Source organism: Rathayibacter sp. PhB151 (genome assembly GCF_004366415.1).
GTDB lineage: Bacteria > Actinomycetota > Actinomycetes > Actinomycetales > Microbacteriaceae > Rathayibacter > Rathayibacter festucae.
In genome coordinates this window covers 359,220-382,993 of record NZ_SOEN01000006.1, presented here as the reverse complement: position 1 = coordinate 382,993, position 23,774 = coordinate 359,220, and the positions used below count along the sequence as shown (strand labels likewise).

The window sequence follows — 23,774 nt, the reverse complement described above, 5'->3', positions numbered from 1 at the left end:
CCGCCTCTCGAGGGAGAAGGAGCGGTCATGAGCGACGAGAACGTGCCGGGACCTCGCACTGAGCGCCTGCGACCGGGGGTGCACGCGACCCGGGACGGCAGCGGAACGACCGTGATGGCGTGGCCGCGAGCGCTGGCGCTCGGCGGCGGCGCGGACGTCGACGAGCGACTCCGGCAGCTCGTCGAGGGCGGGCCGGGCGGTGCCGACGATCCCGTCACTGTGCGGCTGCGCGAGGACGGCTGGCTCGTCCAGGAGTTCGGGGACGACGACGGTCCCGGCTTCGTCGTCCGTCCGCTTCGGGCCGCGGTCGAGCCCGCCGCTGCACTGTCCGCCGACCTCGACCTCTCGAGGTTCGCCGTGGTCCGCCGCGACGGCGCCGACCTGCTCGTCGAGTCCCCGCTCGCCAGCGCCGAGATCGTGCTGCACCGGCGGTCGCTGCTCGCCGACGCGCTCTCGGGCTCCGGCGGTCTCGCCGCCGCCCTGCGCCGCGAGTTCCAGCGGCACGGGTTCCTCGCGCTGCCGGGCGGACCGGAGGACACCGAGTTCCGCTACCGGCAGTGGGCACCCCACGAGCTGCTCTTCCACGACCGCAGCCGGCAGGGCTACCGCGGCCCGGCCGCCGACTTCGGCGGCACCTGGTGGGGTGGGAAGGCGGGCTTCGCTCCGGAGGGCGCCGCCCCGGTTCCGTTCGGCGGCCGCCGGGTCGCCCTCCCCGCGGTCGATCTCGCAGCCCTGCGCGCGAGCGACCCGCCCTACGCCGAGGTCGTCGAGCGCCGGATGTCCCTGCGCGACCACGACGATGCCGCGCCGATCGACGTCGCCGAGCTCGGCGAGCTCCTGTTCCGAACGGATCGGGTCCGCGGGCTGCGCGTCGACCACGGGACGGAGGTGGTCAGCTCTCCGCGTCCGTCCGGCGGCTCGCTCGCGGAGCTCGAGCTGTACCTGGCCGTCTCGCGCTGCGCCGGGCTCGAGCCGGCCTTCTACCACTACGACGCGCACCGCCACGAGCTGGAGGAGGTGTGCGGCATCGGCGCTCCCGCCCTGCGCCGAATGGTCCAGGTCGCGAGCGGAGTCGCGGCGACCGGAGTCGCCCCGCAGGTGCTGATCGTCGTCTCCGCCCGCGTCGGCCGCGTGATGTGGAAGTACCAGAGGATGGCGCTCGAGCTCGTCCTGAAGGACACCGGGGTCCTCTACCAGGCCCTCGCCGGGGCATGCAGCGCGATGGGGCTGGCGGGCTGCCCGCTCGGCACCGACGACCCCGTCGCCTTCGGCGAGGCGACCGGTCGCGACCCGCTCCTCGAGTGCAGCGTGGGCCAGTTCATCGTCGGCTCGATTCCGCGACCGGTGCCGGCGGCGACGCGATGACCCTCACCGTGGACACCAGCGCCTGCGTGATCGACCACGAGGGCCGCACCTACGGCATGACCGCCACCGGTGACATCGAGCTCACCGGCGAGGTCGCGGGCTGGATGCGCGCGATCGCGGCCTGGATCCTCGCGGGTGACGACGTCGAAGAGTGCACTCGGTCGCTCGATCCCGCCCGAGCCGACCAGGTTCGGCGCGTGCGGAGCGCGATGCTCAGCCTCGGCCTCCTCTGCGAGGCTCCCGTCGCCGGTCGCGTCCGCCTCCTCGGCGAGACAGAACTCCTGCAGCGCGCGGTGGCGCGGAGCGGCCGCACGCTCCCCGAGTCCTGGCTCGCCGTCGGCCCGGTCGAGGGGCGGTGGCTGATCGACGAGGTCCGCGAGCACCCGGAGCGGACGTTCGGGGCGGTGCTCCTGCGTGACGGCGCGGCGCTCGTCGTCGGTCCGGCCCCCGCGTCGGAGGTGCTCCCGGTGCTGGTGGCCTTGGCGGAGCGCGGGGTCGCGGCGGGCAGGCCCGAGGAGCACGTGCTCCGGCTGGCCGTCGCCCAGCTGGTCCGCCGGACAGCGTCCGGCCACACGGATCCGTGGCGGGCCACGACGGTCACTGCGGACGGAACCGTGCTCACCCGGATCAGCCCGCACCCGTGGCAGGCCGGGCAGCCGGAGGCCACCGGCCCGTTCGAGGAGCGCGCGATGACGCTCGTCGATCCCGACTTCGGGGTCGTCCGGCTGATCGAGGAGGCGGACCTGCCGCAGGTGCCGCGGCACCACTCCCGAGCCCTGGTCGCCTGCGACGCCGTCGTCGACCGGCGGGACGTCGAGGTCGTCGGCGAGGGCGCCGACTTCGCGGAGGCACGGGCGGACGCCGTGCGCCGGGCACTCGCGATCCGCGCGGAGTCGGTCCTCGATCCGCGCCGGGTGCTCGACGCCGCAGGATGTGCCGTCGCCGCGCCGACCGCGACGTTCGAGGAGCTGCGTGCGGCGGTCCGCGACATCGTCGCCGGTCCCGCGGAGTACACCGTGCCGGGCCGGCGCCTGGCCGACAGCGCGACCGTCCGGATACCGGTCTCCCTCGCCTTCCGCTGCTCGGACGCCCCTCCGGCGACTGGCGGCCTCGGGGTCGCCGCCACCGAGGAGGAGGCGCTGAGGCTCGCCGTCGAAGCGGCTCCCACCTCCGATCCGCGGGCGGTCGTGGTCGACCTGGACCACGATCCCGTCGTCGCGCGACTCGGGCTCGTCGTCCGGAAGGTGGTGATCCTGCCGTGAGCACGGGTGAGATCGACGCTGCGGACGCCGCGGACGGACTGCTCCAGTGCACGCTGGCCGGCATCGGCGCGCTGAGCGGGGTCGCCGTCCGGGCGTCCGACACCTGGCGGATCCCGAGCCGCCCCGCGGCGGACGTCCCGTGGCTGCCCGTGCACGTCGAGGTGAGCCGCATCGTGATCGGGCCCCTCGTCCGTCCCGGACTCCCGGGCTGCCCCCAGTGCCTGGCGCTCCGCCGGGAACGCCTCGGCGGCGCGGAGCCGTGGCGGGTGCGGCTGCGGGCGGAGTACGCGGAGCAGCTCGAGGGCCGCCGCCCCGAGGCGCTCGACGAGCTGGCGGCCGACGTCGCGGCGATCGCGCTCGAGCGCCTCCTGGCCCGGGAGTGCGAGGCGGCGGGCGCCCAGCGCCGGGTCGCGGTGGTCCGCCTCGACACCCTGGAGGTGGAGTCGCACGCCTTCCTCCCCGAGCCCCTCTGCGAGCTCTGCGGCGACCTCCCGGAGGACACCGCCGAGGCTGCCCAGCACGTCCTCGCGCCGCAACCCAAGTCGACCCCGTTCGGCGCCCGGATCCGAGACGTCGTGAGCGAGTCCGACGCGCTCCGCTCGCTCTACATCGACCCCTTCTGCGGCACGATCGCCGCCACGCGCCGCGGCGACGAGGGCGGGCTGGTCATGGCGGCCGCGCCGATGCCGATGCGCCTGGACGGCCTGGTCGAGCCGGGCTACGGGCGCGGTCGCGACTACCGGTCCGCCGAGGTCACCGCGGTGCTGGAGGCGCTCGAGCGCTACGGGGGAGTCGCGCCGGGCGGGCGCCGGTCGACGGTGCGGGGGAGCTACCGGGAGCTCGCCGCCGACGCCGTGCATCCCGACGTCTTCGGCCGCCATCCGGACGAGTCCTACGACGATCCGGCCTTCCGCTACCGGAGGTTCGACGAGGACGTGCCGATCCAGTGGGTCTGGGCGCACTCGTTTGCCGAGGGGCGTGCGCGCCTGGTCCCCGAGGCCCTCGCCTACTACTTCTCGCAGCGACTGCGCGGGGACGACCCCGTCTCGTACTACGAGGTCTCGAACGGCTGCGCGCTCGGCTCCTCCTGGGAGGAGGCCGCCCTGCACGGCCTGCTGGAGACGGTCGAGCGCGACGCGTTCCTCTGCACCTGGTACACCCGCAGCACGCCCGCCGGCATCGACCTGAGCAGCTGCCGCGATCCCCTCGTCGCCGATCAGGCGGCGGCGATCACCGCGGCGACGGGCTACGAGGTCGCCGCCTTCGACGTCACGACGGACTGGGGCATCCCGGCGGTGTGGCTGCTGGCGACGCGGCAGGGCGGCTCCGGACCGGCCGCGCTCTGCACCGCCGGGGCGGGCCTGGACCCCGAGCGCGCCCTGCTCGGCGCGATGAACGAGCTCGGCCCGATCCTGGCGGACCTCCTCCGGCGCTACCCGGGCGAGGAGGCGCACGCCGCGCAGATGGTGCGCGACCCCTCCGCCGTGCGGACCATGATCGACCACTCCGCCCTCTCCGCGCACCCGGACGCCCTCCACCGCCTCGACTTCCTCCGCGCCGGTCCGACGATCCGCGCCGACGACATCGGCGGAGCGGACCGCGTGCGCCCGGACGCCGCGGACCTGGCGGTCGATCTCCGCGCCGCGGTGGACCGGATCGGCGAGGTGCTCGTCGTCGACCAGACCACGCCGGAGCACCGCGCGGGCGGATTCGCCTGCGTGAAGGTGCTCGTGCCGGGCGCCGTGCCGATGACCTTCGGCCACCGCAACCGCAGGATCGACGGGCTTCCCCGGCTCCTCGAGCTGCCGCGGCGGCTCGGCAGGCTCGACCGCGACCTGCTCCCGGACGAGCTGAACCCCGACCCGCACCCGTTCCCGTGACGCCCGCATCGGGGAGCGGAGCAGACGCGTCGACCGACCCGGGTCTCCGCCGGGGCTCGGAGGTCGCCCATCCGCGACGACCGGAGACCGCCGACCCGCGGCGGCGGGAGCGCATCCTCGACGCCATGCGCGATCTCGTCCTCCGCTGGGGCTACCGCAAGGTCTGCATGCAGGACGTGGCCGACGCCGCGCACGTCGGCAAGGGCACGCTCTACCTGCACTGGAGCAGCAAGGACGAGCTCCTCGACGCGGTCCTCGTCCGCGAGGCGGGCCGGATCGACGCCGAGCTCGGGGCGGCCCTCCTGCGCCGGCCGGAGCTGGTCGCGTTCGGCCTCACCGCGGCGATGCTCTACCACGGGACCATGGCGGTGCCGCTGCTCGGCGCCTACAACCGCGGAGACACCGCGGTCCTCGGCTCGCGCGGCGCCCGGCCCGGAGCGCCCGACCGGCTCGGGCTCTCCCTCGTCTCCCGCCTCTCCGACCCGGGCTACCTCGCAGCACTCAGCCGGCACCACCTCGTCCTCGGCGACGCGCGCTCGGAGTCCGGTCGGCTGGCGGTCGGCGCGGTCGTCGGCGGCTTCGTCCTCCGGCCGGAGGGGGCCGGCGATGCGGATAGGGACGGCGACTGCGCCCGGCTCCTCGGCACGGTCCTGCAGCGGTCCTTCGGGCAGCCGGCCCACGACCGGCACGCCGAGTACGCGGCGGCGGTCGCCGAGACGGTCTCGCCGGAGGGCCGGTGGGCTGCCCCTCCGGCGTCGCCGCGGACAGCAGAGGGCTCCCGTCCTGCGTGAAGCGGGACGGGAGCCCGGTGCGGCACGCGGAGGGACGCGTGCTCGCGAGCCGTGCCGAGGGGGCGACCGGCGCGCACTCGGCGCTCAGGCGGCGGGGCCGCCGCAGCAGATGTAGCAGACGCAGTTGGAGTCGGCGAGCTCCTTCATGCCGTGACCGGCGGTGAGGGACTCGACGACCCCGCCCTGGTCCGCCACCTCGAACACGGTCATCGGCAGGTCCCGAACGTCCGTCAGGTGCTTCTCGTTCATGGTCTCTTCTCCTTCACTCGGTGCGCGTCGCGCCCGGGACGATCCCCGAGGCGTCTCCTCGACTCTGCGCCGGTCAGCGTCGGGCCCACCCCTCCGATGAACGGATGACCGGGATCCGCGCTCGGTCATCCGGCCGCCGGGGCCGTCCGTGGTGGCGCTGCCATCCGCCAGATGGCGGGCAGATGCGCGTCGCCGTCCGGATGACTCCGGGCCGCTGCGTCGGCAGAGTGGCCGGTGGCGTCGATCCCCTCGCGGGGAGTCGCCCCACCCGCACTGCCTGTCGAAGGAGACACGATGCACGTCCACGGACCCACCACGAGATCCCGCCGCCTGACGTCGGCACTGGCCGCGGCCGCGGTGGTGCTGCTGCCGCTGACCGGCTGTCAGAGCGCGACCTCGTCACCCCCGGCCGGCGAGCGCCTGGCCGAGTGCGACGGCGTCGGGCTCACCCGCGTCGGCTACTCGCCGTACTCCAATTCGGGCGGCTACTTCCCGCTGGTCGAGAAGGGACTGCAGAGCGTCCTCGGCGACTGCGGCATCGACGTCGTCACCTCCGACCCCGACGGCGAGTCCGGCGAGCAGGTCTCCGGCATCGAGAACCTCGTCGCCGCCGGCGCCAAGGCGGTGATCGTGTGCCCGACGGACCCGAAGGCGATCTCGCCGGTGGCACGCCGCCTGGCGGGGCAGGACGTCCTCGTCATCGGCCTCGCGACCGACATCCCCGAGGCGGACGTCGTCTTCAACCTCGACGACCGCGCCTTCGGCGAGCTCGAGGGCGAGAGCGCCGGCGGCTGGCTCGCGGCGAATCGCACGGACGAGAAGCCCACCGTCGCGATCCTGCACCAGGACTCGGGCGGTGCACCGCTGATCGCCCGGCACGAGGGCGTGATCGCGGGGCTCGACGCGGCGCTCGGGGAGTGGGAGTGGACGCTCGTCAGCGAGGTCGAGGCGTATCAGGAGGACACCGGCAACGCGCAGACCTCGACCGTCCTGCAGGCGCACCCCGATCTCGACCTGATCGTCGGCCTGAACGACTCCAGCGCGCTCGGGGCGCTCTCCGCGGTCAAGGCCTCGGGACGCACCCCCGGCGAGGACGTGGCGATCGTCACGGGCGGCGAGGACGCGCGGATCCTCCAGGGCGTCCTGTCCGGGGAGGTCGTCTCGACGGTGGGACTCTTCCCGGTCCAGCAGGGCGAGATCATCGCCCGAGCGGTCCTCGAGCTCTCCTCGGGCGGCGACGTGGAGCGCGAGCAGATCGTGCCCGTCGAACTCGTGACGGCGGAGAACGCCCAGGGGATCCTGGACTCCCTCGGATGACGGCACCGCAGGGCAGCGCCCCCGTCCTCACCGTCCGCGGAGTGAGCAAGTCCTTCGGCGGGGTCGCGGCCCTCACCGGCGTCGATCTCACGGTGCGCGCGGGCCGGATCCTCGGACTGGCCGGCGCCAACGGGGCGGGCAAGTCCACCCTGATCAACATCCTCACCGGCCAGCTGCCACCCGATTCGGGCGAGCTGCGGGTGAACGGGGAGCCCGTCTCGTTCTCCAGCCCTCGGGAGGCGCAGCAGAAGGGCATCGGCGTGGTGCGCCAGGAGCTGGATCTCGTTCCCGATCTCACGATCGCCGAGAACCTCTTCCTCGGCGACGAGCGGGTGTTCCAGCGGCTGCTGCGGCTCGATCGGCGGCGGATGCGCGAGGCCGCTCGCGCGCTGCTGCGCAGGATGGGGCTCGAGAACGACGTCGACACCCTGGTGCGCGACGTGTCGATCGGCGACCGCCAGCTGATCGCGGCCGCCCGCGCGCTGCGCAGCGCCGGATCCGTCCTGCTCCTGGACGAGCCGACGTCCTCGCTCACGCCGTTCGAGGCGGCTCGCCTCTTCCGCGTGATGCGCTCGCTCAGCGACGAGGGCGTCGGCGTCGTCTTCATCTCGCACCGGCTCGACGAGGTCGTCCAGCTCTGCGACAGCATCGTCGTGCTGCGGGACGGGCGCGTCGCCGGCGAGTTCGGCGCCACCGCCGCCGTGCTGCCGCAGGTGGTCGACGCCATGGTGCCCGGCTCCGCCGCGGTCACCCGGGTCGAGCGAGCGGCCGTCTTCGGCGAGCCCGCCTTCGTCGGCAGTGCTCTGGTGGTCAAGGGACGCCCGCCCGTCGACCTCGCGATCCGGCGGGGCGAGGTGCTGGGCGTCTTCGGGCTCGTCGGCGCGGGCAAGTCGTCGATCGGCCGCTCGATCGCCGGGCTGGAGGCCCTGCACTCCGGCTCGATGCAGCTGGCCGGCCGGCCCTACCGTCCCCGCTCCGCCGCCGCCGGCTTCGCCCGCGGTGTCGCGTACCTCTCCGAGGACCGCCGCAGCGAGGGGATCCTGCCGCACCTCAGCGTGCGGCGGAACATGATCGTCCGGGCGCCGCGGAACGTCGCTCGAGGCGGGGTCTTCGACCGGCGCGCGGTGACCGCCCTCGTCGCCGAGATGACGTCCCGGCTGCGGATCAAGGCCGCGAGCGACGCCCTCGACATCCGCTCGCTCTCCGGCGGCAATCAGCAGAAGGTCCTCGTCGGGCGCCTGCTCGCCGAGGACCTGTCCCTGCTCGTCCTCGACGAGCCCACCCACGGCATCGACGTCCGGGCCAAGGCCGATCTCATCGACACGGTCTGGGACCTCACCGCGCAGGGCGTCGCCGTCCTGCTCATCAGCTCGGAGATCGCCGAGCTGCGCGCCGCCTGCGACCGGATCGTCGTCGTCCGCAACGGCGCCGTCGTCCGGGAGCTCCCGGCGACCACCGCCACCGAAGGAGAACTCATGTCCGCAGCGACCGGAGGCGTGGCATGACCCGCCTCGACACGCCCGTTCCCGGAGTGGCCCGCGCTCCGCGCCGCGGGTTCGACCAGGAGCGCCTCGCCACGATCGTCCTCCCGGTGGCGCTGGCCGTGATGATCGTCGTCTTCGCCGTCAGCTCGACGACGTTCTTCACCGTGGACAACCTCTTCGTCGTGCTGCGGCAGTCGGCGGTGCTCGGCGTCGCGGCGATCGGCGCGACGATCATCCTGATCGCCGGTCGGCTCGACATCAGCCAGGGCGCGCTGATCGCGGCGTCCGGGATCACCTGCGTCTCGCTCCTGCAGGCCGGGCTGCCGCCGCTCGTCGCCGTCCTCGGGGCGATCGCGCTCGGGGCCCTGCTCGGCCTCGTCAACGGCGTCCTGACCGAGAGCCTCCGGATCCCGGGGTTCATCTCGACGCTCGCGGTGGCGCTGGTGGTGCGCGGTGCCGCTCAGGTCTGGACCAGCGGGCAGTCGATCGCGGCGCCGGTCGTGGAGGGCTTCGACCTCCTGCTCTGGGTCGGCACCGGGTCGATCGGTCCGCTCCCGGTCGCGGTGGTGCTCGTGACCGTCCTCTACGTCGTCGCGTGGCTCGTGATGCGCACGACGACCTGGGGGCTGCGCTCCTACGCGATCGGGTCGTCCGGGCGGGCCTCGAGGGTCGCGGGTCTGCGGGTGAACCTGCACGCGATGCAGGTCTTCGTGGTCGCCGGGGCGCTCTCAGCGGTGGCCGGCGTGCTCCTCGCGGGACGGCTCGGCTCCGGATCGGCGAACAACGGCCAGGGCGCCGAGTTCGACATCTTCGCCGCGGTCGTGCTCGGCGGGACCTCGCTCTTCGGCGGCCGCGGCAGCATTCCGCGCACGGCGCTCGGCATCGTCTTCCTCTCGACGCTGAGCAACGGCCTCGTGATCCTGAATGTATCGTCCTACTGGCAGGGCATCGCGACGGGGACCGTGCTGGTGCTCGCCCTGGCGATCGACCGGTTGCGAGCACGCGATGACGAGTGAGGCTGTGACGCATGGAGGGTCTTCTCCGGCGGCTGTCCGAGGGCGGCGAGAGCGGTGCGGACGCGCTGCGCGTCGTCAGCTTCTTCGACAAGCTCCAGCAGTTCCGGGCCGGGATCGACGAGCTGGTGCGCTCGACGGCGATGCTGATCGGGACCGAGGCGGGGTTCGCCGGTCCGGGCGGCGGCTGCGGCTTCGACAGCCTCGGACGCGCGAGGCCGCACGATCCGCCGACCGGGGCTATCAGCACGGCGATCGGCGGGGGCACGGCGGACGCCGGCCTGGTCTGGGTGGCGCCCGCGAGCAGCGACCCGGACATGGCGCAGCTGATCCTCGAGCGCATGTCCCTGACGGCGGCCACGATCCTGATCCGGCAAGCCGACGCGGCCCGGCTGGGCGACGGCGAGCCGCTGCGGATGCTCATCGAGGCGCTGCCCTCGATCACGGAGCACCGGGAGGAGGCGCTCCGGCGGCTGGGCTTCCGGCCGGACTGGCGCGTGCGCGTCGTCCTCGCCCGGGGCGCGAGCGGACCGCTCTCGGATCCGCGCGGCTGGCGGGAGTGGTGCGGGCCGGAGCACCGCTGCACCGCTCCCGTGCGCTTCGGGACGGCGCACGCGGTGCTGCTGCACGGTCCCTGGACACGTCCGGGCACGCTCCCCGTGGGTGCCGAGACCGTCGCCGTCGGCGCGACGGCCTCGGCGCTCTCGCCGCGGGACTCCTACCTCTCCGCGCTGCGCACGCTGCGGCTGTGCTCGCCGGTGCTCGGTCCGCGCGCGCTCGCGTACGACGCGCTCGGCTCGCTGCGCTGCCTCGCCCGGGTCTCCCCGGCGGAGGCCGCCGGCTCCGAGCTCGTGCAGCGGATGCGGCTCCTGGTGCGGACGCCCATCGGTCTGGGCGAGATCCTCGCCCTGGACGCGTACTGCCGCCACGCGAACGTCCGCGCGGCGGCGACGGAGCTCCTGCTGCACCACAGCTCTCTGGGGCACCGGCTGAAGAACGTGGGCGCGAAGCTGGGGATCGACGTGTTCGACGCCGTGCAGCGCAACGACGCGTGGCTCGCGCTGCAGCTGCTGCGCATCGCCGAGGCGGAGCCGGACGAGGCGTGAGCGCCCTGGGCGCGGCAGGCGGTGGTCGCCGTGGACGCTGAGCTCGCCGCCGCCACCGAGCTGATGCTCCGGCCCGATCTGAACGACGTCGAGGGCACCCGGCGACTGATGGGCTCGTCGACGATGCAGCCGTCGTCCGCCGAGATGGTGTTCGGCGGGTCCGTCGCGATCGAGTCGCGCTCGGTGCGCCTCGACGGACACGACATCGGCCTCCGGCTCTATCGCCCGTCGGCGTCGGTCGGTTCCGCCCTGCTCTTCCTGCACGGCGGCGCCTTCGTCGCGGGGGACACCCTCTCCGAGAACGCCCGGTGCCTGCGCTACGCGGGGGACGCGGGCTGCCTCGTCGTCTCGGTCGACTACCGACTCGCGCCGGAGCACGCGTATCCGCACGGCCTCCGCGACTGCCGGGCGGTGCTCCGGTGGATGATCGAGCGAGCGGCCGAGCTCGGGATCGATCCCGCCCGGATCGCGGTCGCCGGCGTCAGCGCGGGCGGGGCACTGGCGGCGGGAGTGAGCATGCTCGCCCTCGACGAGGGCGAGCGGGTGCCGCGGGCGCAGCTGCTGCTGTTCCCCGTGCTGGACGACCGCCTGCACAGCACGTCGATGCGGGAGTTCGACGCCACGCCGGTCTGGGACAACCGCAACGCCGCGGTCATGTGGCGGCTCTACCTCGCCGGTGCGCCCGCCGACGAGTACGCGGCACCGGCGCGACGGGAGTCGCTGCTCGGACTGCCCGAGACCTATCTCCTGGCCGCAGAGCTCGATCCCCTGCGCGACGAGGCTCTCCGATTCGGAGCGCGGCTCCTCGAGGACCGGGTCCCCGTCGATCTGCGGCTCTGGGCCGGCACGTACCACGTCTTCGATCAGCTGGTGCCGGACGCCGCCGTGTCGCAGGCCAGCCTCGAGGATCAGGTGCGGTTCCTCCGGCAGACGCTGCGGCCCTGAGCCGGGCGCTTCGGCGCGTCGATCAGCCGGTGTGATCGCCCGAGCGCGCGGCGTCCAATGCTCGCGCGGCCAGGCGGGCGAACGCCGCGCGGAGCTCGATCGGCTCGACGCCGCTGATCGGCACGTCGAAGCGGGCGATCGACGCGGCGACGCCGGGCCAGGACCAGGAGCCGATGCGGATGCGGCAGCGGCCGTCCGGCTCGACGGTCAGCGTTCCGTCGCCGAGGTAGGGCGCGACCTGCGCGGCGTCGGCGTCGAGCGTCGCCGAGCCCCGGCAGGGCCAGGTGTCCGCTCCGGTCGAGCCCGTGAAGCGGGCGGAGAGGAACGCCGCGGGGTCACCGCCGGGCACGTTCCGCGGAGTGAAGGCGGCACCGTTGTGGCTGCGGAGCCGGATCCGGTCGACCCGGTAGGTGCGCCAGTCGTCGCGCTCGGGGGTCCAGCCGATCAGGTACCAGCGGCCCCAGGCGAGGACGAGGTGGTGCGGCTCGGTGGCGCGCACGGCGTCGGTCGGTCCTGCGGGCGAGTCGTAGTCGAACCGCAGGGTCAGCGCGTCGCGGATCGCGTCGCCGATCCGCAGCAGCACCCCGGCGTCGGCGCGCGCCTTGGCCGGGCGGGAGGCGGTGCCGGCGCTCGCCGCGAGTCCGTCGACCCGGTGGGCCAGCCGGCTGGGCAGCAGGCGCCTCATGGTCCGGAGCGCCCGCTCGGCCGCCTCGTCGAGGTCGGTGCCGAGGGCGCCGGCGGTCCGCAGCGCCAGGGCGATCACGACGGCCTGCTCGTCGTTGAAGAGCAGCGGCGGCAGTTCCGTGCCGGCGGCCAGGCGGTAGCCGCCGTCGGGGCCGCGCGTGGTCTCGATCACGTAGTCGAGCTCGCGCAGTCGCTCGACGTCGCGCCGGACGGTGCGCTCGCTCACCTCCAGCCGCTCCGCCAGCACCGGAGCGGACCAGTCGCGGCTCGACTGCAGCAGCGACAGGAGGGCGAGCAGCCGCTTGGAGGTGGAGGGCGACGAGGAGGAGGGCATGGAACGATCCTCCTGCGCGAAGCGGACGTTCCCTGGCCGGTACCGACGAGATCGTGGTGTCAGCCCCGGAGGAACGGGGAGAACCGCGGCCCAACCACCGCGCAGCGAAGGAGCACACCATGACCGCAGCAGTCGTCGCCCACCTCAACTTCACCGGAGAGGCCCGCGCCGCCCTCGAGTACTACGCCGCTGTCTTCGGCGGACAGGCCGTCGTTTGCACATACGGCGACTTCGGGATGCCGCCGGGCCTGCCCGACACCGATCGCGTCGTCCACGGCCAGGTCGTCGGCGCGGGCGGCTTCACCGTGATGGCGTACGACGTCCCCTCGAGCGAGGCGGCCCTGCAGGCGGGAGCCACGCGCCGCGAGAACGGCACGACGATCACCGACCGTCCCTTCTTCCTGGCGCTGCAGGCCGCGACGCTCGGGGAGGCGACCGGCCACTGGGACGCGCTCGCCGACGGAGCGAGCGTCGTCGAGCCGCTCGCGGCGTCGGCCTGGTCGGCCGGCTTCGGCATGCTCACCGACCGCTTCGGGGTCGTCTGGGCGATCAGCGTCGTCGAGCAGCAGGGCTGAGCGCGGGGCGGGTGGCCGTGTGGCGCGGCCGCCCCTGCCCTCCGGCGCGGATTCCGGGCAACGGATGGCTTTCCGGAGCGCTCTGGGTACTATGTCCCGACGCGGTGGGAGTCCCCTCCTCCGCGCCCGCGGGTCCCAGGCCCGCCCCTCAGCTCCACACCCCAGCCCCACCAGCCCCAGCCCACAGACGAACGGGAGACGGATGCGCACGACGCGCCCTTCGACGGACCACTCCGCCGCGGACGAGTCGGCGCGCACGCCGCGACCCCACGTCCGGCACGGACGGCAGAAGCGCCACAGCCTGCCGCGGACCCTCGTCAAGGCCGCTGCGACCGTCTCGGGAGTGGGCATCGTCGCCTCGATCTCGATCGTCGCGATCGCCGCGACGCTGCTCGTGCAGTCCGCCCAGCCGTCCGTCAGCCTGCACCCGATCGCGGCGGGCTCCGAGGTCGCGGCCGGCTCGGTCCCCGAGATCGGCGCCCTCGAGGGCGGCTTCAACGTCCTCGTCGTCGGCAGCGATTCGCGCCAGGGTCAGGGCGACGCCTACGGCGACCCGGACGAGGAGACCAGCGTCCTGAACGACGTCAACATGCTGATGCACGTCTCGGCCGACCACAGCAACGCGACCGTCGTCAGCTTCCCCCGCGACATGTACGTCGACATCCCGTCCTGCGTGAACGCGGTGACGGGGGAGACCATCCCCGCCCGCTACGACACCAAGATCAACGAGGCGATGGGCAAGGACGTCAGCCTCGGCTGCGTCGCCGGCGTCGCGGAGGAGCTGCTCGGCGTCCGGGTCGACTACGGCGCGGTCGTGCAGTTCAACGGCGTCATCGAGATGTCGAACGCGATCGGCGGAGTCGACGTCTGCGTCGCGACCGAGATCGCCGACCCGTACACCAACACCTATCTCGAGCCGGGCGTGCACTCGCTCGAGGGCATGGCCGCGCTGCAGTTCCTCCGCAGCCGGCACGGCATCGGCGACGGCAGCGACCTGACCCGGATCAGCAACCAGCAGGTCTTCCTCTCCTCGCTGGTCCGCCAGGTCAAGAGCGCAGACACGCTGCTCAACCCCGTCGCGCTCTACGGACTCGCCAAGGCCGCCCTGGGCAACATGACGCTCTCGGACGAGCTGAACAACGTGAACACCCTCGTGCAGATGGGCCTCGCGCTGAAGGACGTCGACATCGCGAACGTGGTGTTCGCCCAGTACCCGACCGGCTCGGTGTCCGGCGGCGTCGTCCCCGACCGCACGGCCGGCGACGTGCTCGCCACTGCCCTGCAGACCGACCAGCCGATCGCCCTCACCGGCGGCACCGGTGCCGGCGCGACGACCACGGGTGAGCCCGCGGCCCCTGCGGCGACCGAGGCCCCCGCCGCCGGCCCCGCCACGACCGATCCGCTCGCGACCGCTGAGGCGACTCCCGGCGCCACCGCCGCGCCCGGGACGCCCGCGGCCGGCGCACCGGTCGAGCTGCCGGAGGCCATCACCGGCCAGCCCGCCGATCAGCAGACCTGCTCGGTCGGGTTCTTCGGCTGACGCCGGAGGCGGATCCGATGACCGACCCCGTCGTCTCGCGCCGGACAGCGGCCCGTCACGGGCGGCTGCGTCCGCGCAGCGGGCTCCGGTTCGCCGGGCGGATCCTCGCGGCCTGCGTCGGCGTCGGCGTGCTCAGCACGATCTCGATCGTGGTGATCGCCCTGTCGATGATCGCGGGCAGCGCGCGGCCCTCCGTCGACCTCGGCGTCGGCTCGACCGACGCCGGCTCCGCGATCCCGGAGATCGGCGCGATCGAGGGCGGCGTCAACATCCTGCTCGCGGGCAGCGACAGCGCGGAGGGCTCCGCGGCGGGCGCGTACGGCGACCGCTCGGAGAACCTCAACGACGTCACGATGCTGATGCACATCTCGGAGGACCACTCGACGGTCGAGGTGATCAGCTTCCCCCGGGACATGTACGTGCCGATCCCGTCCTGCACCGACCCGGCGACGGGCACCGTCTCGGACGCGCTCCGCTCCGCCAAGATCAACACGTCGCTCAGCTACGGCGGGCTCGCCTGCACCGTGCAGACCGTCGAGCAGCTCACCGGCCTCGACATCCCCTACGCCGCCCTCATCCAGTTCGACGGCGTGATCGAGATGTCGAACGCGGTGGGCGGGGTCGACGTCTGCGTCGCCACCCCGATCGAGGACGAGTACACCGGCCTGAACCTCAGCGCCGGCACCCACACGCTCGTCGGCGCGGAGGCGCTCGCGTTCCTGCGCACCCGGCACGGCGTCGGCGACGGCAGCGACCTCACCCGCATCTCCAGCCAGCAGGTGTACCTGTCGTCGCTGGTGCGCAAGGTGAAGGACGCCTCGACGCTCTCGAACCCCGTCGCCCTCTACGGCCTCGGCAAGGCGGCCGTGTCGAACATGCAGCTCTCCACGTCGCTCGAGAACGTCAACACGCTGGTCTCGATCGGCCTCGCGGTGAAGGACGTGGACCTCGCCAGCGTCGTCTTCGTGCAGTACCCGACCTTCATCGACGGCGACGGCGTCTCCCCGAGCGAGGAGGCGTCGGCGACGCTGAACGCCGCGCTCCTGGCCGACCAGCCGATCGCCCTCACCGGCACCACCGGCGGCGGCTCGGAGTCGGCCGACGGGTCGACGCCCGCCGCGACCGATCCCGCGGCGACCGCGGATCCGGCGGCGACCGCCGACCCGGCCGCGACGACCGACCCGGGGACGCCGGCTCCGGGCGAGACCGCGGTCGCCCTCCCGAGCGACGTCTCCGGCCAGACCGCCGACCAGCAGACCTGCACCGTCGGCCGCACCCTCGACGAGCAGTAGCGCCGCCGCGCCGGGTGTCACGCCCGGCTCCCGGGTGCGGTTATAGTGGTCGTCGTGCGTTCGCCTGGCGAGCGCTCAGGAGACGTCGCATAGTCCGGTCGAGTGCACCACCCTGCTAAGGTGGAGAACCCTTTATTGGGTTCCGTGGGTTCAAATCCCACCGTCTCCGCACTCCAGCTTCTTCGGGCTTGCGCTCCCGCCCACTGACAGGATCGGCACGGCGGACAGCCCTCGGCCCGCCTCTCCCGCGCCAGGTGCCTTCTCGTTCGGCCTCGTCGCGTACGATCGACGTACGCCGTGACTGCGCCATCACCTGCAGGTTCGAGTGCGAACTCGACACGGCGTCTCAGTCTCCGGCCCATCTCTCGAGGACTTCGTGGCTCTGTCCGGTCCTTGACGTTCAGGCGGCGGAACGGCCACCCTTCGAGGCGACTCCAAGAACGCTGCAAGTCGGCGACTGGCGACATGTACTCCGGATGCCGTGATACACGTCCGGGACGTCGTTGTAAGCGGCGCGGCGATGCTACGATTTGCGCCCGCGCATCCCGGGCGAACCGGTGCCCTCAGGTAAACTGCCGTCGGCAGAGGAGGTGGCCATCGTGACGGTGCTTGTGAAGGACGCTGCCAGGGACGCTGCGACTTCGACGACTCAGGCTTTCTGGGGGTCTGGTATCCCGGTGAACCCGCACGTGATCGCTGAGAAGCTGGGCATTCATGTTTTCGAGAGTTCCCTGCCGGATGGTGTCTCGGGTTTCATCAGAAAGACCGCAGACGAGGACCCAGTCGTCTTCCTCGAGGCGAGCCACTCGCCGTTGCGCAAGCGATTCACGTTGGCGCACGAAATCGGGCACTACATCGAGCGCACGCAGATTCAGGAGCGCCCCGATGAGGATTTTGGCTTCGTGGAGAAGCGAGGAGCCAATCAGGACATTCATGAGTACTTCGCCAACGAATTCGCCGCGAACCTCCTGATGCCGGTTGACGCTGTGAATCGTGCCTTCGGGAGCGACGCGGACGCGATCCGGCTGGCAGCCCAGTTCCGAGTCTCGGTGCCGGCGATGCGCCTTCGGCTCGACAAGCTCGGTCTTCTGTCATAGTGGTGGACGACGAGGACGGCGCCGTCGATGACGATCGTCAGTCACCTCGCGAGACCGGTCTCTACGAGTTCATCGATCTCAGTGCGACCTTCGACACTGCGACGCTCGAGTCGATCAGAGCCGCCAGCGACGTCTCCTCAGAGAGCACTGCTGCACCATTCGATTATGTCGAGCAGAAGCAGCGGCAGAAGATCGAGCGGACGAAGAATGAAAACGACATGCGAGTTCGCTTCTTCGGGTGGTCGTCGAAGCTAGCCGGCTGGATGATCGCAGTCAATTTCTTGCTGTTTGCGGCTTATCTCGCCATCGAGGCCTTCTTGCCGGAAGCAAATGTCCCGGAAGCCGTGATGCTTGCGTGGATCACCGCGACAGTCGTAGAGATCATCGGGGTAGTGCTGATCGTGGCGAAGCATCTATTTCCTGGGAAGAAATGGAATCCGACAGGCAAACAGGCCGTGGGTAAGTGATCTTTGATCTGTCTCCGGGCCGGAGATCTCCGCGTCGCCTCGTGAAGTCGTGCAAGAACTGATCGTCATCCCTCGGTCGGGTGTGCATCAAGAATGGTGAGCTTCTCGCCGGGCCACAGATGATCTCGGCAACCATTCCATCAGTGATCTCTCAGCGAGATGGCATCGCGGCAGGGCAGGTTCGGTCGTCGATCAGGGGCGAGACCCGCCTGGCCCCGCACGACCGGCTAGCCTGGCGGGATGTCCAGTGCGATCCTCGAGGCCCTGTCCGCAGCTCCCGCCCGGCGGGACGTCGCGTCGATCCGCGGGGCCCTCACCGAGGTCGCGATCGGCGACTCGGTGCGGGTGCTCGTCCGCTCGCCGCGCTACGGGCTCTACGGCATCGAGGGCGTCGTCCGGCAGGCGGTCGGCGGGGAGCTCGTCGTCGCCGACGTCTTCCTCAACACGGGGACCGAGATCCAGAGCATCGCGCTCGCGCCCGAGCCGGAGGCGGGCGCCGACGGCGACCGTTCGGTCGACGGCCTCGCGCACGGAGACCCGGTGCGGGTGACCTTCTCGACGCCGACGATCGGCTCCTTCACCGTGACCGGGCCGCTCACCGCCGGCGGCCGCGACCCCTACCTGCTCGTCGGCAGCTGGATCGTCGCCGAGGACGCGAGCGCCGCGCGCCACGTCGACCGGATCGAGCGGCTCAGCGACGTCGCGCTGCACATCAAGCACGTCCCCGGGCACCGCTCGGCCGCCGTCGAGGAGTAGCTCCCGCTCGACGCCGGACCGCCCTGCGTCAGGTCTGGCAGCGCGGGCACCAGTACGTCACGCGCAGCTGCAGCTCGTCGTCACCGAGCTCGCCGCGGCGGATAGCGGTGCCGCAGCGCCGGCACGGCTTGCGGTCGCGGCCGTAGACCCACAGCTGCTGCCCGGGGCGGAGGTTGCCCGTCGTCGTCCGCTCGATGCGCTCGCGGTTGACGGTGATCAGCTTCTTCGCGAGGGCGATGGTGCGGACGAGGTCGCCGCTCTCACCGACGGGACGCGTGGGCAGCACACCGCGGAGGAAGCAGAGCTCGGCCCGGTAGACGTTGCCGAGCCCGGCCATGATCCGCTGGTCGAGCAGCGCCAGTCCGATCGGCCGCTCCGGGTCGGCGGCGAGGCGCCGCAGTGCCTCGTCGGCGTCCCAGTCCGCACCGAGCAGATCGGGGCCGAGGTAGCCGACGACGTCCTCCTCGGCGGCGCGCGGCACGATCTCGAGGAGGCCGAGCTCGAAGCCGACGGCCTGCCACTCAGGAGTCTCGAGCACGATGCGCGCCTGGAAGGCGGGGCGGTGCCACTTCGGCCGGTCGCCGGTCAGCGAGTAGAGGTGCCAGCTGCCCTCCATCTTGAGGTGCGAGTGGATCACCGCGTCGCCGATGCGCATCAGCAGGTGCTTGCCGCGCGGGACGACGGAGTCGATGGTCTCGCCGGTGAGGTCGACCGTCGCGAACTTCGGCACCCGGACGTCGCAGCGGGTCAGCACCTGCCCGTCGAGGGCGTCGGCGAGGTTGTGAGCGGAGCGGTAGACGGTGTCACCCTCGGGCACGGGCGCTCCTCTCGGGGCGGCCGGCGCTCACGCGCGCAGCCTCAGGCCACGTGGGTTCGCGACGAACCCGGCGGCGGTCAGGGCGTCGCCGAAGGGCGTGCCCAGGGCGAAGACGCCGTCGATCTTCTCGACGGTGAGCTTCTCCACTCCGCGGGAGCGGACCAGCTGGGCGAGTGCTCCGGCCGCGTCCACGAGGACGGTCTCGTCGGCGGAGAAGGTGAGCGCCGTCTTGCCGCCGCGCTCGAGGTAGACGGCCAGCTCGCCGTCGACGACGGCGACCAGGGCGCCGGCCTTGCGACCGGGCCGGTGGCCCTCGCCCTGCGGCCACGGCAGTGCCGCGCCGAACGGGTTCGCCGGGTCGGTCGCGGCCAGCGCGAAGACGGGCCGCGCTCGCTGCTGGGCCTCGTCCTGCGGCGCGAAGGTGCGGAGCCGGTCGACGCTGCCCGCGGTGCCGAACTGCGCGGCACCGAGCTTCTCGATGAAGTAGCCGCGGCGGGCGCGGCCCTGCTGCTCGAAGCCGCTGAGCACCTTGTAGGCGAGCGCGAAGCCGCCGAGCACCCCCTCCGCCTGGACGGAGCCGCGGGTGACGATGCCGTAGCGCTCGAGAAGCGTCTCGCCGAGCGCGTGCCCGCGGATCGTCGCGTCCGACTCCGCCAGCGGCACGATCGACCAGCGGCCGCCCGCGGTGGGCGGGCCGACGCGGGTCGCCATGGTGGGCCGTGCGGTCATCCGGCCGCGGGGCGCCCTGGCGCGGGCGGGGGCGCGCGGCTGCCGGTGCGCGCCGCCGGTCGAGCCGACGAGGGTGCGCAGCGGAGCGAGGGTGTCGTTCGTGAGCAGGCCCGCCCAGACCAGCTCCCACAGCGCCTCGACCAAAGTCTTGTCGTCGGTGGAGCCGACCGCGTCGGAGAGCTGGCGGAAGAAGTAGCCGCCGCCGGAGCCGAGCACGCCGACGATCTCCTGCTGCAGCTCGCCGAGCGGCACCGCCTCGGCCGCGGGGACGGGCAGCGTGAGACCGGCGGTGTCGGCGAGGTGCAGGCTCACCCAGCCGTCGTTGCCGGGGAGGGTGCCCGCGCCGGCCCAGAGGACCTCGCCGGTCGCGGTCAGCTCGTCGAGCATGGCGGGCGAGTAGTCGCGCACCCGGGCGGGGAGGATCAGCGACTCCCAGGCCGACGCGGGGATCGGCGCCCCCGCGAGCTGGTCGATGACGGAAGCGACGCCGTCGATGCCGCGCAGCGAGCCGCCGAGGTGCTGCCAGGCCGGCAGGAAGCGACCGTAGGCGGCGGCGTCGACCGGCTCGACCTCCTTGCGCAGCGCCGCGAGCGAGCGGCTGCGCAGGCGCCGCAGCACCTCGCTGTCGCACCACTCGGAGCCGGTGCCGTTCGGGCGGAACTCGCCCTCGGAGACGCGCCGCTCGCCGGAGAGCCGGCGGAGCGTGTCGTTGACGACCGCGACGCCGAGACCGAGCCGCTCGGCGACGGCGACGGCGGTGAAGGGGCCGTGGGTGCGCGCGTAGCGGGCGACGAGGTCGCCGAGCGGGTCGCGCACCGGGTCGATGAAGGCGACGGGGACGCCGATGGGCAGCGGCACGCCGAGGGCGTCGCGCAGGCGCGAGGCGTCCTCCATCGCGGCGTAGCGCTGCTCGCCCGCGAGGCCGACCGGCAGGACGCGCTTGGCGCGGACCAGCTCGGCGATGATCGCGTCGAGCGTCGCGCGCGCGATCGGCTCGGCCTTCGCGACGTCGGCCGACGTCACCGACTCATCGACGAGCCGCTCGCCCAGCTCGTCGATCGTCAGCGGGCCGAGCAGGCGGAGCAGGTCGGCGGCGCCCTCGAGCCCGCGCAGGCGCCGCTCCGGCTCGACGCGCTGCAGCTCGCGCTCGATCTGCGCGAGCACCAGCGGGTCGAGCAGCTCGCGCAGCTCCGCGCGGCCCAGCAGCTCGCCGAGCAGCGTCGCGTCGACCGAGAGCGCGGCGGCGCGGCGCTCGGCGAGCGGGCTGTCGCCCTCGTACATGAACGCGGCGACGTAGCCGAACAGCATCGAGCGGGCGAAGGGGCTCGCCGTCGGCGTCTCGACCTCCATGATCTGCAGCTCGCGCCCGTCGAGCCGTGCGGCGAGGCGCAGCAGGGCAGGCAGGTCGTACACGTCCTGGAGGCACTCGCGCACCGTCTCGAGGATGATCGGGAAGGTCGGGTAGGTGCGCGCCACGTCGAGCAGCTGGGCGGCGCGCTGGCGCTGCTGCCAGAGCGGCGAGCGCTTGCCCGGGTTGTAGCGGGGGAGCAGCAGCGCCCGCGCCGCGCACTCGCGGAACCGGGCGGCGAAGAGCGCCGAGCCGCCGACCTCGCTGGTCACCAGCTGCTCGAGCTCGTCGCGCTCGAAGAGGAAGAGCTCGGCGCCGGGCGGCTCCGACTCGGTGTCGGGGATCCGGACGACGATGCCGTCGTCGCCCGCCATCGCCGCGCCGTCGACCCCGTGCCGCTCGCGGACCCGTGCGCCGATGGCGAGGGCCCAGGGGGAGTGCACCTGCATCCCGTAGGGCGAGTGCAGGACGAGCCGCCAGTCGCCGAGCTCATCGCGGAAGCGCTCGAGCACCAGCGTGCGGTCGTCCGGGATGCGGCCGGTGGCCAGGCGCTGCTCGTCGAGGAAGGAGAGCAGGTTGTTGGTCGCGTACTCGTCCAGGCCCGCGGCGGTGCAGCGCTCGCGCGCGGTCTCGACGGCCGCGCCGCCGATCTCGCGGGTGAAGGCGCCGATCGCCTCGCCGAGCTCGGCCGGCCGGCCCTGCGAGTCGCCCTTCCAGAACGGCAGGCGCCCGGGCTCGCCGAACGCGGGCGTGACGATCACGCGGTCGTAGGTGATCTCCTGGATCCGCCAGCTGGTCGCGCCGAGCGCGAAGACGTCGCCGACGCGCGACTCGTAGACCATCTCCTCGTCGAGCTCGCCGACCCGGTTGCCGGTCGAGCCGGGCTCGCCGACCATGAAGACGCCGAAGAGCCCGCGGTCCGGGATCGTCCCGCCGCTGGTCACCGCGAGGCGCTGCGCTCCGGGGCGGCCGGTGAGGGTGTTCTCGTCGCGGTCCCAGACGACGCGGGGCCGCAGCTCCGCGAACTGGTCGGAGGGGTAGCGGCCCGACAGCAGGTCGAGCGTCGCCTCGTAGGCCGAGCGCGGCAGGGCCACGAAGGGGGCGCTGCGGCGGACGGTGTCGAACCACTCGTCGACGTCGAGCGATTCCAGTGCCGTGGCGGCGACCGTCTGCTGCGCGAGGATGTCGAGCGGGTTGGCCGGCACCATGATCGCCTCGATCAGGCCGGCGCGCATCCGCTCGGTGGTGACGGCGGAGTGCAGCAGGTCGGCCCGGTGCTTCGGATAGAACGAGCCGCGCGAGACCTCGCCCACCTGGTGTCCCGCCCGGCCGACACGCTGGAGCGCGCTGGCGACCGACGGCGGCGTCTCGACCTGCACGACGAGGTCGACGGCGCCCATGTCGATCCCGAGCTCGAGGCTCGAGGTGGCGACCACGCAGCGCAGCCGGCCCGACTTGAGGTCGTCCTCGATGATCGCCCGCTGCTCCTTGCTGACCGAGCCGTGGTGCGCGCGGGCGAGGAGCGGCTCGTCCTCGGGTGCGGCCTGGCCGGTGCCGCTGGTCGCTCCGGCGGCGCCCATGGCGGCGGCCGGAGTGCGGCGGGCGGAGGCGCCGACGACCCCCTCGAGGAGCGCGCCGACCGCGACCGGCTCCCCGGCCTCGCGGGCGCGCTCGGCCTCGGCCTCCCGCCGCTCCGCGTAGATCTCGTTGAGCCGGGCCGTCAGCCGCTCGGCCAGCCGCCGCGAGTTCGCGAAGACGATCGAGGAGGTGTGCGCGAGCACCCGGTCGACGATCGACTCCTCCACGTGCGGCCAGATCGAGCCGCTCTGCGGACCGGTGGCGCCCATGGTCGAGCCGTCCTGCGAGGCGGTGGAGCCGAGCTCCGACATGTCCTCGACGGGGACGACGACGCTGAGGTCCCACTGCTTCTCGGAGACGGAGGCGACGATCGTGACGGGCGAGCGGCCGGCCAGGAAGCGCGCGACCTCCTCGCGCGGACGGACCGTGGCCGAGAGCCCGATGCGCTGCACGGGCTTCGGCAGCAGCGCGTCGAGCCGCTCGAGCGAGACCGCGAGGTGCGCGCCGCGCTTGGTGGAGGCGACCGCGTGCACCTCGTCGACGATGACCGTCTCGACCCCGCGCAGCGACTCCCGCGCTGCCGAGGTGAGCATCAGGTAGAGCGACTCGGGCGTGGTGATCAGGATGTCCGGCGGCGTCTTCTGCAGCACCCGCCGCTCGGCCGCGGGGGTGTCTCCGGAGCGGACGCCGACCGTGACCGTCGACGGCGCGCTGCCGATGCCCTCGGCGCTGAGCCGGAGCGCGGTCTGCGTGACGCCGACCAGCGGCGAGCGGAGGTTGCGCTCGACGTCGACGCCGAGCGCCTTCAGCGGTGAGACGTAGAGCACGCGGGTGCGATGCTGCGGATCCTCCGGCGGCGGGCCCTGCACGAGCCGGTCGATCGCCCAGAGGAACGCCGACAGCGTCTTGCCCGAGCCGGTGGGAGCGACGACGAGGGCGTGCGCGCCGCTCGAGATCGCCGACCACGCGCCCTCCTGGGCGGCCGTCGGCGCGGGGAAGGCGCCCTCGAACCAGGCCCGGGTGGCGGGGCTGAAGCGATCGAGGACGTGCGGCATGCGTGAATCCTCCCTGCCACCACCGACATTGCCGTGCGCGGGCCCCGCGGGCGAGCCCTTGACGAGCGGTCGCCCCGGCGGGACCTCGTC

19 protein-coding genes and 1 tRNA gene are annotated in these 23,774 nt (G+C 73.1%); 16 read left to right on the top strand and 4 right to left on the bottom strand.

Annotated elements, in window-relative coordinates; translation table 11 throughout:
• The first annotated feature begins 27 nt into the window (after positions 1-27).
• The 4 genes from EDF35_RS02465 (at position 28) to EDF35_RS02455 (ending at position 5,298) form a co-directional block, all read left to right on the top strand.
• Positions 28-1,365 carry a SagB family peptide dehydrogenase gene (locus EDF35_RS02465; protein ID WP_133960621.1) on the top strand — a complete coding sequence of 446 codons (1,338 nt, stop codon included), beginning with the start codon at positions 28-30 and terminating at the stop codon, positions 1,363-1,365.
• Positions 1,362-2,627: a hypothetical protein gene (locus EDF35_RS20610; protein WP_166673983.1), complete on the top strand. Its 1,266-nt coding sequence runs from the start codon at positions 1,362-1,364 to the stop codon at positions 2,625-2,627. Before EDF35_RS02465 ends, EDF35_RS20610 begins: the two co-directional genes overlap by 4 nt.
• Positions 2,624-4,507 (top strand): TOMM precursor leader peptide-binding protein, encoded by a 1,884-nt coding sequence (locus tag EDF35_RS02460; protein ID WP_166673982.1) that lies wholly within the window; start codon positions 2,624-2,626, stop codon positions 4,505-4,507. The genes EDF35_RS20610 and EDF35_RS02460 overlap by 4 nt, the downstream gene beginning before the upstream one ends.
• A 125-nt stretch (positions 4,508-4,632) precedes the next feature.
• Positions 4,633-5,298, top strand: a complete 666-nt coding sequence (locus tag EDF35_RS02455) for a TetR/AcrR family transcriptional regulator (RefSeq protein WP_123733551.1) — start codon at positions 4,633-4,635, stop codon at positions 5,296-5,298.
• 84 nt (positions 5,299-5,382) lie between these two features.
• Here EDF35_RS02455 and EDF35_RS02450 read toward each other — a convergent pair whose 3' ends face one another.
• The gene (locus EDF35_RS02450; RefSeq protein ID WP_123445007.1) at positions 5,383-5,547 is read right to left on the bottom strand and encodes a thiomuracin/GE37468 family thiazolyl RiPP peptide; all 165 of its coding nucleotides are present in this window, start codon (positions 5,545-5,547) and stop codon (positions 5,383-5,385) included.
• Between the two features lie 294 nt (positions 5,548-5,841).
• Here EDF35_RS02450 and EDF35_RS02445 point away from each other — a divergent pair, with 294 nt between their 5' ends.
• Genes EDF35_RS02445 through EDF35_RS02425 form a run of 5 tightly spaced genes read left to right on the top strand, consistent with a single transcriptional unit; the run spans position 5,842 to position 11,412 of the window.
• On the top strand, positions 5,842-6,864 hold the full coding sequence (locus EDF35_RS02445; protein ID WP_133960620.1) for a sugar ABC transporter substrate-binding protein: 1,023 nt from the start codon (positions 5,842-5,844) through the stop codon (positions 6,862-6,864).
• Complete coding sequence (locus EDF35_RS02440; protein WP_133960619.1) at positions 6,861-8,369, top strand: sugar ABC transporter ATP-binding protein; 1,509 nt, start codon at positions 6,861-6,863, stop codon at positions 8,367-8,369. The genes EDF35_RS02445 and EDF35_RS02440 overlap by 4 nt, the downstream gene beginning before the upstream one ends.
• The gene (locus tag EDF35_RS02435) at positions 8,366-9,364 is read left to right on the top strand and encodes an ABC transporter permease (protein WP_123733488.1); all 999 of its coding nucleotides are present in this window, start codon (positions 8,366-8,368) and stop codon (positions 9,362-9,364) included. The genes EDF35_RS02440 and EDF35_RS02435 overlap by 4 nt, the downstream gene beginning before the upstream one ends.
• Before the next feature lie 11 nt (positions 9,365-9,375).
• Positions 9,376-10,467 (top strand): helix-turn-helix domain-containing protein, encoded by a 1,092-nt coding sequence (locus tag EDF35_RS02430; protein ID WP_133960618.1) that lies wholly within the window; start codon positions 9,376-9,378, stop codon positions 10,465-10,467.
• Between the two features lie 30 nt (positions 10,468-10,497).
• On the top strand, positions 10,498-11,412 hold the full coding sequence (locus EDF35_RS02425; protein WP_133960617.1) for an alpha/beta hydrolase: 915 nt from the start codon (positions 10,498-10,500) through the stop codon (positions 11,410-11,412).
• A gap of 22 nt (positions 11,413-11,434) precedes the next feature.
• Here the strand turns inward: EDF35_RS02425 and EDF35_RS02420 are convergent, their stop codons facing one another.
• Complete coding sequence (locus EDF35_RS02420; protein WP_133960616.1) at positions 11,435-12,430, bottom strand: WYL domain-containing protein; 996 nt, start codon at positions 12,428-12,430, stop codon at positions 11,435-11,437.
• A 119-nt stretch (positions 12,431-12,549) separates the two neighbouring features.
• Between EDF35_RS02420 and EDF35_RS02415 the strand changes: the two genes are divergently transcribed.
• From EDF35_RS02415 to EDF35_RS02385, 7 genes are all read left to right on the top strand, one after another.
• The gene (locus EDF35_RS02415; RefSeq protein ID WP_133960615.1) at positions 12,550-13,005 is read left to right on the top strand and encodes a VOC family protein; all 456 of its coding nucleotides are present in this window, start codon (positions 12,550-12,552) and stop codon (positions 13,003-13,005) included.
• A gap of 202 nt (positions 13,006-13,207) precedes the next feature.
• Positions 13,208-14,545, top strand: coding sequence for an LCP family protein (locus tag EDF35_RS02410; RefSeq protein WP_123702055.1), 1,338 nt, complete (start codon positions 13,208-13,210; stop codon positions 14,543-14,545).
• Positions 14,546-14,562: 17 nt separating this feature from the next.
• Positions 14,563-15,837, top strand: a complete 1,275-nt coding sequence (locus tag EDF35_RS02405; protein ID WP_133960614.1) for an LCP family protein — start codon at positions 14,563-14,565, stop codon at positions 15,835-15,837.
• Positions 15,838-15,915: 78 nt separating this feature from the next.
• Positions 15,916-16,006, top strand: a tRNA-Ser gene (locus EDF35_RS02400).
• 421 nt (positions 16,007-16,427) lie between these two features.
• Positions 16,428-16,934: an ImmA/IrrE family metallo-endopeptidase gene (locus EDF35_RS02395; RefSeq protein ID WP_166673981.1), complete on the top strand. Its 507-nt coding sequence runs from the start codon at positions 16,428-16,430 to the stop codon at positions 16,932-16,934.
• A gap of 2 nt (positions 16,935-16,936) precedes the next feature.
• The gene (locus EDF35_RS02390) at positions 16,937-17,401 is read left to right on the top strand and encodes a hypothetical protein (protein WP_133960612.1); all 465 of its coding nucleotides are present in this window, start codon (positions 16,937-16,939) and stop codon (positions 17,399-17,401) included.
• Positions 17,402-17,641: 240 nt separating this feature from the next.
• Positions 17,642-18,157, top strand: coding sequence for a hypothetical protein (locus EDF35_RS02385; RefSeq protein ID WP_123733494.1), 516 nt, complete (start codon positions 17,642-17,644; stop codon positions 18,155-18,157).
• A 28-nt stretch (positions 18,158-18,185) separates the two neighbouring features.
• On the opposite strand, the gene EDF35_RS02380 is transcribed toward EDF35_RS02385, so the two are convergent.
• Complete coding sequence (locus tag EDF35_RS02380; protein WP_123733495.1) at positions 18,186-18,974, bottom strand: DNA-formamidopyrimidine glycosylase family protein; 789 nt, start codon at positions 18,972-18,974, stop codon at positions 18,186-18,188.
• A 27-nt stretch (positions 18,975-19,001) separates the two neighbouring features.
• A complete protein-coding gene (locus EDF35_RS02375) occupies positions 19,002-23,684 on the bottom strand; it encodes an ATP-dependent helicase (RefSeq protein WP_133960611.1) in 4,683 nt (1,560 codons plus the stop codon).
• Positions 23,685-23,774: the final 90 nt, after the last annotated feature.